Raw genomic sequence first — 12,876 nt, 5'->3', positions numbered from 1 at the left:
TTGGTAGAGAGGAGCGAAAAATGAAAAAAGTATTATTTACAACAATTTTTATATTATTATTATTACTGGTGGGGTGTGATAACAATTCAGAAACTAAAACAACTGTAGAAAGTGTAGCAAACATAAAAAATAAAAAAAGAAGTTTTACAGAATCTAAAGGTCAAGATGTTTTTAATTATAATATGTCAAGCAAAAAAGAATTGATTGATATGTTGAAAAATGATAAAACAAAAAAGGTAAATAATGGAGCTTTTGCAGATATAATCGACTTATATACAAATGAATATAAATATATATTAGTACCTACAATGCAGAAGGTAGAAGTAGATAGTATATTTATTGACTCAAATAGAAGTTATATTAATTATGTTTTTGAAACCCCTTCAATGCGGATTTGCATAGAACCTATAAATAATGAAGAGAACAGAGGTATAGATACAACGGACATCAGAAAATATATGGAGCAGAAGTATGATATGGTTCTTAATGAAGAACAGGAAATACCATCGGAAGAGCAGTTAAATTCTATGGGGCAAAAGACAGGATATGAATATGATAGTTATATTTATGTGTCTAAAATTGTAGAATTTAAAGATGGTAAAAAAAATTGTATTTTAAAGAAAAAGAAAAGTGAAAAAAGCGATACAGAATATATGCTTTCATTTATCGAAGGAGATATGATAGTGAAAATATTTTACTATCATTCAAAAGATGATATAATGAATCTTAAGGAACTAGATAAGCTATCGTTTGAAAGAGAAGTATTGAAATAACAGTATATTATTCTTTTTAGAAAGGAATATGATATGAAATATAAAAAATTAAGTTTAATATTATTTTTGTCAATATTATTATCATTAACTAGTTCGGGGGAAAAATCTTTAGCAATGTCAGCACCATATTTGTCATTAAATTGTGAGAAAGATGTGGTTACAAATGATAATGCTATTTTGAATGCAACACTTAATAATGTAGCAGGAGTTAATATCGAAGCATTTGAGATTACAATAAGTAGTAATGGTAATGAAGTTGTCAAATACAAAAAAATGGTTAATACTGCATCAAAGAAAATGAAGTTAGCCTTTGATATTAATAAAGATACTAAAATAAAACTTGAACCAAATAAAAAATATGACTATGTTATTTTGGCTGAAACAAAAGAAAATGTAAATTTATCTATGTATACAGCAAAACATCATTTCACAACACAGGCAGTAAAAGTCCGTGTTGTTGACAAAAAGGAAAAAAGTAATACAGCTGTTTTGGTTGTGGGTGTCGATAATCCTAAAGGCGAATGTATAAAAAAAATAGGGGTAAAAATTTTAAATAATAATAAAATAGTAAAGGATTATTATAAAACAATTAATAAAACTGATAATAAATTTGAATATTTGTTTGATATTAAAGAAGATGCCAAGTATACATTAAAGCAAAAGGTCAAATACAATTATATAGTGTATGCAGAGATAGATGTAAGTGAAGAATACATTTATTCTGCAGTAGCTGAATGTAGGGGATTTATTAAGACTTTAGGAAAAGCAGGAATAAAAACGAGTGTAAAAAATTCAAAAAAAATAATCAAACTTAACTTAAAAATAAATAATCCAAGTTTAAAAAAAATATCAAAAATTAAAGTTGCTATAAAAAATAATAAGAAAAGGTATGTTATATATGACAAGAAAATAAATAAAAAAAAGAAATACATAAGAAGTACGTTAATATCAATTAACATAAAAAAGGCTCGCTTAAAAAGAATAGCAAAAGCTAAAAAATATAAATATATAGTTTATGTAAGCATCGGAAACAAAACATATAAATCGCAAGGCAAAATAAAAATAAATTAAGAATATGTAATTGCTAGTTCTTAAAATTTTAAAAATTTGAAAATAAAATAAATGACGGAGCAGGTTTGCTTAATCTTTAAAATTATTACCGAAGTAAAGCTGGAATATAAATTGTATTGACATGATTTTATGCACAATGAAATTGTGTGAATATATATGGTTGTAAAATCGATTTAGGGTTATCTTAAATCGATTTTTTGCATAAGCCATGAGAAAAAAGCACTTAGCTTGTATAATTGCTTATAACGGGCACATACAATTCCAGAATGTGGCGGCTAATGCTTTTGGTGATTCTGTATAGAAAGGAAAAGACATGAAAAGTATACGAAAAAAACAAAAGGAAAGCGTTGAGGAGAATGAGAATTACAGAAATTATTCCATTATTCAAAATATAATCTACGCTTTACAAACAGCTTTTAAATATAAGAAGTCATTAGCGTATGCTATTGTAATTGGAAGTATCTCCTATGCAATATATGAATTGATTGTGATTTATTTTCCTAAAATAGTAATTGATATGATAAGTAATAATTGTACAATAAACAAGTTGGTAATAGTCACTGTTATTTTGTGCATTGTAACTTTAATATTCGATTTAATATGGAATTTTTGCTGGTATAAACGAGATTGGGACTGGGAGTTATTGTGTTCTCAGATTGTAAATGAGCGATTGCACAAAAATTATACTACAGACTATTCCAATATGGAAAATCCGGAATTTCTGGATTTTATGCAGCGTGCAAGACGAAGTACTTTTTGGGGTAGTGGATTTAGAGGAATATATCAAAGGATATATTACTTAATTTCGCAATTTTTAATGGTTATTATTTCGGGTACAGCTATTATTGTTTTGAATCCGTTGATTGCACTTATTGTCTGTGTACTTGCATTTTTTACATATAAAATATTTGATAATACAATGATAGAAGATAAAAAGAAACATAGTGATGTTCTGGCACCTACATACAGAAAATTAAATTATATGAGTAGGCTGACCAGAAATTTTGATTTTGCCAAGGACATTCGCCTGTTTCATATGAATCATTGGATAGGTAATATTTTTAATAAATTAAATAGGACATATATTGACAACTTTACAGAACATCATAAGCGATGGATTGTTTGTGATGCAAAGATGAATACAATTGTTTTAATTCAAACGTCAATTCTTTATATTTGGCTTGTGTATATGGTGCTATTCAAAGAGATGACTATCGGTAATTTTATCTTATATGTAGGTATGGTCAATGCATTATCGAAAAATTTTACAGACCTTTTTAGTAACTTATCTTTTTTAAATAATAATAGGTTAGAGTTAAATGATTTTAGAACAATGATAGAATGGCCGGATGCGAATGTAAATAGGGAAAAGGGAGAAGGGACTCTTATGGATATAGAGTTAGACTCTTATGAATTTGTATTCGAAAATGTATCGTTCAAATATCCGGGCAGTGACAAATATGCATTAAAAAATGTTAATTTGACGCTCTCATCTAAAATGAAATTAGCAATTGTTGGGATAAACGGTGCAGGGAAAACCACTTTTACAAAACTTCTTATGAGATTGTATGAACCTACAGAGGGAAGGATTCTTTTAAATGGAATTGATGTAAAGCGATATGATAGAAATATATATTATCAGATTTTTTCTCCGGTATTTCAAAATATAGAATGTTTTGCCGTTCCTATATGGCAAAATGTATCACTGCGGGATGAGGCACATACTGATATGGATAAAGTACAACAATGCATCAAAATAAGTGGACTTGACAGGAAACTGTCACATTATGAAAAAGGGATAGATACACAAATGTTGAAAATTTTTCATAGAGATGGTGTTGATTTGTCCGGTGGAGAAAAACAGAGACTTGCGATGGCAAGAGCCTTATATAAAAATGGAAGTGTGATTGTTCTTGATGAACCAACGGCGGCATTGGATGCGGTGGCAGAGGATAAAATGTATCAGGAATTTAACAAGATGGTGGAGAATAAGACTTCAATATTTATTTCACATAGATTATCAAGTACGCGGTTTTGTGACAAAATAGCAATGTTCGATAAAGGTAAGATTATAGAGTTTGGCACTCATGATGAATTGATTGAACAAAATGGAAAATATGCAGAAATGTACAATGTTCAGGCGCAGTATTATAGAGATAAGAATGATAAGCAAGTGACAGAAAATATGTACAATAATCGAGAGGTGGAATATACGGTTTGTAGTGAGGGGGTGAACAAATGAAGGTGATAAGAACGTTTTTTACACAGTTAAAAAGCATTAAAAGGTGTATTGTGTTTTTTATGACTTATGCATGGAAAAAGCAGCCCATTTATTTTTTCTATGTTGTAAGCTCAATTATTGTTCAATCTCTCGGACCATTTATTACAATTATTGGAACGAAATATTTAATTAATGAAATTGCATATGAGAGCAATCGGGATATTAAAAAGGTTACATTCTGGATTATCTTTATTTGTCTGGGAGCTTTTATTTATAAAGTTTTGACGAAGATTACAAATGAAAAACAGTTTACGATAGGGGACGGCTTTAGAACTTTACTGGAAACTGAACTGAGCATGCGGGCAATTAAAATGAAATTTCAATATACTGAAAATTCAGATATGCTGGATAAAATAAAAAATGCTGAACGTGGATTGGATGAAACCGGGCAGATTCAAGGGATTACGAACGGAATTATAGGAATCATTTCGAATATTTTTGTATTGTCCGGAGTGATTTATCTTGTTGTTTCTGCTTCTCCTGTATTATTAGTACCAATTGTGTTGAGTTTTATTGTAAGTAGTTTTGCCAATATGAGAACCAATAATCAAAGGGAAAAGTATTTTTCTGATGTTGAAACTTTAGAACGCGGTTTTAGCTACTATGATGAAGAAATGGCGGACAGCAGATATGCAAAAGATGTCAGATTATATGATGCGGGGAATATGGTTTTAGAAAATCAGTTGGGGCTTGGGTATCAAATTTATAATGCAGCCTTGACGAATTGGAGGAAAGTATGGCACAATGAACGATTTGAAAAGATAGTTTCGAATTGTTGTAATAGTATGATTTATATTATTTTAGGAATAAAAGTGTTACAAAAAAATATTAATCTGGGTGATTTTAGTAGCTTAATTCAGGCGACAAAGCAATTCACAGATTCTATCACAGGAATTGTATCCGGTTATTTTGGTATTGAGTATACAGCATCTATTCTGAAATATTATATTGACTTTATCGAGACAATTGACAAATATGAAGAAAATGAAATAGATTCTTCGATATCTTTTGATATCGATTTGTCTCAAATCACAATTGAATTTAGAAATGTGAGTTTTCGATATCCGGGAACTGAATTATATGTATTAAAAAACGTAAATACCACAATTCATCATGGAGAGCACTTGTCTATTGTTGGATTTAATGGGGCGGGAAAAACTACATTTATTAAGCTTTTGTGCAGACTTTATGATGTGACAGAGGGAGAAATTTTAATTAATGGAAGAAATATTAACTTGTTTGCATTTCAGGATTATGTGAAAATTTTGGCTGTAGTATTTCAGGATTATCGATTACTGGCTTTTTCAATCAGAGATAATATTACATTAGGTGATAATGATGTGAGTGATGAGCAATTATTTAAACTCTGTGAATTGGGAGGTATTAGTGAATGGGTAAAAAGTACGGACAAAAAAATGGATACAATTATGTATAAGATGTTTGATGAATCCGGTATTGAACCATCTGGTGGACAGGCACAAAAGCTGGCAATTGTAAGGGCTCTCTATAAGGATTCTCCAATAGTAATTCTCGACGAACCAACAGCGGCACTCGACCCAATTTCAGAATATGAAATTTATAAGCATTTTGACAGTTTAGTTGGAGGAAAAACTGCAGTATATATTTCACATCGACTATCTTCATGCAGATTCTGTGATAGAATTATTGTTTTCCATAATGGAAGAATCATTGAAGATGGAACACATGATGAATTGATGACAATTCAGAACGGATTTTATGCAAATATGTATAATACACAGGCAAAGCATTACAAATAGTAAAAGGGTTATTTTGTCTGTAAAAGTAAATTAGTTGAAAAGTATATCGTTTTTTTATATAATTAAATTTGTTGTGTCATTTTATGGCATATATACGAGATTTAAAATTTTTAGATAAAGAAGGAATAAAAAGATGAAGAACACTCTTGAAATCAGATGGCATGGACGCGGAGGCCAGGGTGCAAAAACAGCGGCACTTCTTTTGGCGGAAGTTGCATTTAAAACAGGAAAAAATGCTCAGGGATTTCCGGAATATGGACCTGAGAGAATGGGAGCTCCGATTACTGCTTATGACAGAATCAGCGACGAGCCAATTAGGGTTCACTCTAATATATATGACCCGCAGTTTGTTGTGGTAGTAGATGAAACATTGATTGAAATTGTCGATGTTACTGCAGGGCTTAGGGAAGATGGAGCAATTCTAATCAATACATCCAAGACAAAAGAAGAAATTATTCCACATCTCAAAGGATATCAAGGAAAAGTGTATACGATTGATGCAAGACAGATTGCTTTGGATACGCTGGGTAAAAACTTCCCCAATACACCGATGCTTGCGGCTATTGTCAAAATAACGGGAGTTATTGATGATGAGACGTTTTTGAATGAGATGGAAGGGTCTTTCCGGCATAAGTTTGCGAAGAAACCTGAAGTCATCGAGGGAAATATGGAAGCGTTGAGAATGGCTTTGAGGGAGGTAAGATAAATGGCAAAATCAGATATTACAAAACTGGGTCAGGATGTCGCATGGCAGGATGTGACCAGAGGTAACACAATTGTCGGTTGTGGAACAACGAAGGAATTTATAACCGGTGACTGGACAAACATTGCACCTGTTATTGATGAAGAAAAGTGTAAACAGTGTCTTTTATGTGTGCCGGTTTGTCCGGACAGTGCTATTCCTGTGAAGGATTATAAGAGACAGAACATAGATTATGATCATTGTAAGGGATGTGGTATATGTGTAAAGGCATGTCCGTTCCATGCAATCAAAATGGAGGTGAAATAGATATGCCAAAGAGAGTATTAATGTCGGGAAATGAAGCTGTAGCAACTGCATTAAGACAGATTAATCCGGATGTATTTCCGGCATTTCCTATCACACCGTCCACAGAAATACCGCAATATTTCTCAAATTATGTATCTAATGGATTGGTGGATACAGAATTTATTACAGTAGAATCGGAGCACAGTTCTATGAGTGCGGCCATGGGAGCTTCCGCTGCCGGGGCAAGAGCACTGACTGCCACATCATCAGCGGGACTGGCTTTTATGTGGGAGGTTTTGGGTGTTGCGGCTTCGAGCCGTCTTCCGGTAGCATTGGCAGCAGTTTGTAGGGCTCTTACAGGTCCATTGAATATTAACTGTGACCATTCTGATACGATGGGAGCGAGAGATTCCGGATGGATACAATTGTATGCAGAAGATAATCAGGAAGCTTATGATAATATGGTAATGGCGTTTAATATTGCAGAGCATAAGGATGTAATGTTGCCGATTATGATTTGCCAGGATGGTTTTATTACCAGCCATGCAATGATGAATATGGAATTATTAGATGATGAGACTGTAAAGGCGTTTGTGGGAGAAAGAGAACCTTCAGAGTATCTGCTCAATCCTGATGAGACATTTGCAGTGGGACCTTATGCGGTATCTGATTATTATATGGAGTCAAGAAAAGCACAGGCTCACGCAATGGAAAATGCAAAACAGGTTATTTTGGATGTCGCAAGAGATTTTGAAAAGATTTCAGGACGTAAATATGGACTGATTGAAGAATATCGAATGGATGATGCGGAATATGCGGTTGTCATTATCGGTTCCGCAGCGGGAACAACAAAGGATGCCATTGACAAGATGAGGGCAGATGGTGACAAAGTAGGGCTTATCAAGGTTCGTTCTTTCAGACCTTTCCCGGGAAAGGAAATTGCTCAGTCTCTGAAAAAGTGCAAGGCAGTGGCAATCATGGATAGGAGTGAGGCTTTTTCAACCAATGGTGGTCCGCTTGGCGCTGAGACAATGCAGGCAATGTACACAGAAAAGTGTAGCGCACTTACAATTGATATTATGTATGGTATTGGTGGAAGAGATGTCAGAGTGGAAGATATGATTAATGTTTATGAGACATTAAAGAATATTGCAGAGACAGGCGAGACCGGTCCTACATACAGATATATGGGACTTCGCGATAAGGAGGAAAACTAATGGGTTACAATTTTAAAGAAACAATGAATAAACCGGAACGTTTTGCTCCCGGTCATAGAATGTGTGCAGGTTGTGGCGCGACAATCTGTGCCAGAAACGTGCTTCGTGGTTTACATGAGGGAGATAAGGCAGTTATCGGCTGTGCAACAGGATGTTTAAATGTATCATCTTTTCAGTATCCATATGTGGCATGGGAGGACAGTTATATTCACAGTGCTTTTGAAAATGCCAGCTCAACGATGAGTGGCGTGGAAGGAGCGTACAAAGCGTTAAAGAGAAAAGGAAAAGTAAAAGAAGACTATAAATTCATCTGTTTTGGTGGTGACGGTGGAACATATGATATCGGAATCCAGTCATTGTCGGGAGCAATGGAACGCGGAACAAATTATACATATGTGTGCTATGATAATGGGGCGTATATGAATACAGGTACTCAGCGTTCTTCAGCAACGCCAATGTACGCAGACACGACAACAACACCTGTTGGAAGTCAGTGCAATGGTAAGGAGCAGTATAGAAAGGATTTGGCAGCAATTTTGGCAGCACATGATATTCCTTATGCTGCACAGACTACGTTTTTTAATGGTTTTAAAGATTTACATACAAAGTCGGAGAAAGCAATTTACACGGATGGACCGGCATTTCTGAATGTATGTGCACCATGTCCGACGGGCTGGAAATATAAGACAGACGAGATTATGGAAATCTGTAGATTGGCAGTTGAGACTAACTATTGGCCTCTTTATGAAGTAATTGAAGGAAAATGGGTTTTAAATTATGAGCCGAAGAAGAGATTGCCAATTGAAGAGTTTCTCAAGACACAGGGAAGATTTAAACATTTGTTTCAACCGAATAATGAACACTTAATTGAGAAATATCAAAAAGAGGTTGATAGAAGATGGGAAGACCTTATGTTTAAATGCAGCAGATAATACACTGTGATAGAAAGGGAAAATTATGGAGTTTCAGTTTAACAGAGATAAGGCGACTCTGCTGAATGTGATGAAGAGTAAGGCAGCGAAGAAAAATCTTAAAATGAAATCTGATGAGGACAGAGTTGAGATTTGTCTTGAAAACGGAAAATTTCACAATGGAGAGGAGGCCATTCCGGTTGTTTTCAAAGGAAAAATTAAAGAAGATAATGGGAACTGTTCTCTTATGGGAAGATTTACATATGGCTTTTATTTATATTCACTTGTTATTTTTGCAATTGTATTAATCGTTGTCAGGTTTGTGTGGTCTGTGTGGAAAAATCAAACGAATAATATTATTTTGTGTGGAATCGTTGCTGCATTGCTTATTGTTGTAATTGCGGTTGTTTGGATAAAGTCCAAAAAGCCAAGAATGATAATAGAGGATTTTCTTAATAATTTAAATGTAAAATAGTATTGTAATAGAGAAATTATGGAATAAAACTTGACATGATAAAACAGGTTCATTATTATAATATTAGTTACCAAGGGCGGTAGTTTTTTAACTACCCCTTTTTTCTTTTGTGAGCAGATAATTCATGTTTTGTTTTTGTCTGATAATAGGAAAAAGGGGAATATCGTTTATGGAATAAAGGTAAGGGAGAGAAAGAATATGAGTTTTGCAGAAATTATTTCGGCAATTGATGATTTTGTCTGGGGACCGGTTATGTTAGTCTTACTTGTGGGGACGGGAATATTTCTTACAATAAGACTGAAATTCAGACCTTGGAGAAATCTTGGGTATGCACTTAAGAGTACACTTAGTAAAGAGGCAAGAACAACGAGCAGGGGAACGGGAGATGTATCGCCTTTTTCTGCGTTGACTACAGCATTGGCAGCTACCATTGGTACAGGAAACATCGTGGGTGTTGCTACGGCTATGGTGGCCGGTGGTCCGGGAGCTCTTGTGTGGATGTGGATTTCAGCCTGCTTTGGTCTCACGTCAAAGTTCAGCGAATGTATGCTTGCGATAAAATATCGCGAAGTGAATGAAAAGGGAGAAATGTCCGGCGGACCTATGTATACAATGAAGAAAGGGTTTAAAAACAAGAAATTGGGAGCCTTTCTCGGTATGCTGTTTGCTGTCTTTGCCGTGATAGCATCTTTTGGTATCGGAAATATGACTCAGGCAAACTCGATTTCAGAGTCATTGAATAGTACGTTTGGTTTTTCACCGACAGTTGTGGGTATTGTTCTTACGGTTCTGGCATTAGTAATTATTGTAGGTGGAATTAAGACGATTTCAAAGGTGTCGTCAGTGGTTGTTCCTCTTATGGCTGTTTTTTATATCATTGCCGGATTGGTTGTTATTGTAATAAATATTCAAAATGTACCGGCAGGTATGGCAATGATTTTTAAGATGGCATTCAGCTTTGACGCAGTGGGCGGTGGCCTTTGCGGTGCAATTACGGCAGCTATGATGAATGCTATGCGTTATGGTGTTGCCCGAGGAGTATTTTCTAATGAGGCAGGTATGGGTTCCGCTGCAATCACAGCTGCGGCTGCTACAACGGATGACCCGGTTCGGCAGGGTTACATTAATATGACAGGTACTTTTTGGGACACAATTGTTGTCTGCACAATTACCGGACTGTGTATTGCTTCCTCAGGTGTTCTTGGCATGACAGATACGGCGGTAAAGGGAACGTATGATGTTGTAGCGAATAACATCATAGTGGTGGCACAGGATAGTGAAAATAAAAAAGTCAGTGCAGATTATACATACGAATTAGAGGGGGAGAATCTGATATTAACATATGTAGATGACCAAAAGGAAAAGCAGACAGTTGAGTTGTCATATGCAGATAAGCAGAAAGCACCTTCTACAATAGAAGGAACATGGAATGATGCTTCCGGTAATGAATATATATTTGAGAATGGCAAGTATGAATATAATGAAGTGGTAAAAGGCGCCGCTCTGACAATTGCCGCATTTTCTTCAGCCCTTGGAAAAATAGGAGGATATCTTGTGACAATAGGTATTGCATTATTTGCATTTTCTACGATTCTCGGATGGGAATATCATGGGGAAAAGGCATTTGAATATATTTTCAATACACATAAGTACAATATGCTTTACAGAATATTTTTCTCATTGATTGTCTTTGTGGGAGCAACAACGGCTCTGGATATTGTTTGGAACTTTTCAGATATAGCGAATGCACTTATGGCAATTCCGAATTTGATTTGTATGCTCGCATTAAGCGGAGTTATTGCAAAAGAGGTTGAACGGTTCCAGCCGGAAATTGATAAGATAAAAAAAGAGAAGAAAAATAAGTAATATTGAAAGCTGTTTGAGTTTATACATTTATGGCATAAACTTAAGCAGCTTTTTTGACACTTTTTGAACCGTTGTGATAAGATACAATAATGATACAAGTATGATACAAAATATCCGTGTAAAAAATAATTTAATTTTAGGACAGGGGAACGCCAATGATTGAAATTTTAATTGCGGAAGATGATGAGATTATTGCAAATTTAATTAAAGTAAATTTAATGAAGGCAGGCTATTCATGTACATGCGCATATAATGGAAAAGATGCAGCGAAGATGATGGATGTGATTCGTTTTGACCTATGCCTTTTCGATATAATGTTACCGGAGATTGATGGATATGAGCTGTTAGAATATGCCAAGACGATGGATTATCCTGTGATATTTATTACTGCAATGGGAACGACAGATAATAAAGTGAAGGGACTGAGGTTAGGCGCAGATGATTATATTGCAAAACCTTTTGAAGTCGTAGAGCTTCTAGCCAGGGTAGAAAGCGTGCTGAGACGGTATAAAAAGACCGAAGATATCATTGTGGAAGATGATATTGTGATTGATATGAGTTCTATGCAGGTACAGAAGGATGGAAAGCAGATTGTACTTACATTAAAAGAATTTAATTTGCTGGTGCTTTTAGTTAGAAATAAAAATGTGGCATTGTATCGGGAAGTGATTTATGAGAATGTCTGGGGAAATGATTATATGGGAGATAGCAGGACGGTTGACCTCCACATACAGAGGGTACGAAAAAAACTTGGTTGGGAGCGAAAAATTGAGTCAGTTTATAAAGTGGGTTATAGGCTAAAGGGATAGGATAGAATAATGAAATTTTTCTGGAAAATATTTTTGTCAATATTTAGTATTGTAACGTTAATGTACCTTATTTTTGGAGGTGCATTACTTTATATGTCATTTACAAATTCTTTAGATAGAGAAATTCAAAGGGAAACCAGTGAAAATAAAATGTTTATGAATATGCTGAAAACTTCTATTGGTGTTTCTGTAGATAAGGATGAGGATATTGAGGAAAACATAGTAAATGCAACGGAATCTGTAAAAAACAGCCTTGGACAAAATCGATATAGTATAAGATTATATAATTCTAGAGGAAAACAATTGTACAGTGACGGGCTGGCAAACGGTTCTATTTCGTTGTCGGAATTAGGAAAGAAGTACACTGCTTTTATTATAAAAAGAGAAGATGACGGGCAAATGTATTTAGAGATAATGTCCACCATAAAGGTTTATAATAAGAAATTTTATGTCAGTAGTATTAGAAATATTCAATATATTTATGAAGACAGAGATACTATATATAGCCAGTATCAACTGATGTTGATTGGGACGTTGATAGTATCTGTTCTTTTATCTTATGTTTTATCCAGAAAAATCACCAAGCCGATTGTTGAATTATCTCATACAACACAGATGATGGCAGCTGGAGATTACAGCGCCAGGACGACCAGGCATGAGATCGGAAGAGCGTCGTGTAGGGAAAGAGTGTAGATCTCGGTGGTCGC

11 protein-coding genes are annotated in these 12,876 nt (G+C 34.6%); all 11 read left to right on the top strand.

Going from position 1 to position 12,876, the window contains the following annotated elements; all coding sequences use genetic code 11:
• Window positions 1-20: 20 nt before the first annotated feature.
• Window positions 21-773: a hypothetical protein gene (locus Q5O86_RS05140; protein ID WP_302626074.1), complete on the top strand. Its 753-nt coding sequence runs from the start codon at window positions 21-23 to the stop codon at window positions 771-773.
• Window positions 774-806: 33 nt separating this feature from the next.
• A complete protein-coding gene (locus Q5O86_RS05135; RefSeq protein WP_302626073.1) occupies window positions 807-1,844 on the top strand; it encodes a hypothetical protein in 1,038 nt (345 codons plus the stop codon).
• Between the two features lie 313 nt (window positions 1,845-2,157).
• On the top strand, window positions 2,158-4,086 hold the full coding sequence (locus Q5O86_RS05130) for an ABC transporter ATP-binding protein (RefSeq protein ID WP_302626072.1): 1,929 nt from the start codon (window positions 2,158-2,160) through the stop codon (window positions 4,084-4,086).
• Window positions 4,083-5,903: an ABC transporter ATP-binding protein gene (locus Q5O86_RS05125; RefSeq protein ID WP_302626071.1), complete on the top strand. Its 1,821-nt coding sequence runs from the start codon at window positions 4,083-4,085 to the stop codon at window positions 5,901-5,903. The genes Q5O86_RS05130 and Q5O86_RS05125 overlap by 4 nt, the downstream gene beginning before the upstream one ends.
• 133 nt (window positions 5,904-6,036) lie before the next feature.
• Complete coding sequence (locus Q5O86_RS05120) at window positions 6,037-6,609, top strand: 2-oxoacid:acceptor oxidoreductase family protein (RefSeq protein ID WP_302626070.1); 573 nt, start codon at window positions 6,037-6,039, stop codon at window positions 6,607-6,609.
• Complete coding sequence (locus Q5O86_RS05115) at window positions 6,610-6,912, top strand: 4Fe-4S binding protein (protein WP_302626069.1); 303 nt, start codon at window positions 6,610-6,612, stop codon at window positions 6,910-6,912.
• A gap of 2 nt (window positions 6,913-6,914) precedes the next feature.
• The gene (porA, locus tag Q5O86_RS05110; protein WP_302626068.1) at window positions 6,915-8,108 is read left to right on the top strand and encodes a pyruvate ferredoxin oxidoreductase; all 1,194 of its coding nucleotides are present in this window, start codon (window positions 6,915-6,917) and stop codon (window positions 8,106-8,108) included.
• Complete coding sequence (locus tag Q5O86_RS05105) at window positions 8,108-9,040, top strand: thiamine pyrophosphate-dependent enzyme (protein WP_302626067.1); 933 nt, start codon at window positions 8,108-8,110, stop codon at window positions 9,038-9,040. Before porA ends, Q5O86_RS05105 begins: the two co-directional genes overlap by 1 nt.
• A gap of 25 nt (window positions 9,041-9,065) precedes the next feature.
• Window positions 9,066-9,494 (top strand): hypothetical protein, encoded by a 429-nt coding sequence (locus tag Q5O86_RS05100; RefSeq protein WP_302626066.1) that lies wholly within the window; start codon window positions 9,066-9,068, stop codon window positions 9,492-9,494.
• 198 nt (window positions 9,495-9,692) lie between these two features.
• Entirely contained in the window at window positions 9,693-11,360 is a 1,668-nt protein-coding gene (locus Q5O86_RS05095) for a sodium:alanine symporter family protein (RefSeq protein WP_302626065.1), read from the top strand.
• Between the two features lie 155 nt (window positions 11,361-11,515).
• Window positions 11,516-12,169: a response regulator transcription factor gene (locus tag Q5O86_RS05090; protein WP_302626064.1), complete on the top strand. Its 654-nt coding sequence runs from the start codon at window positions 11,516-11,518 to the stop codon at window positions 12,167-12,169.
• Window positions 12,170-12,876 lie beyond the last annotated feature (707 nt).

The organism is uncultured Eubacterium sp. (genome assembly GCF_937958975.1).
GTDB lineage: Bacteria > Bacillota > Clostridia > Lachnospirales > Lachnospiraceae > Eubacterium_G.
Note: the sequence above shows the minus strand (reverse complement) of the source record. Positions and strands in the feature narration are given on the sequence as shown.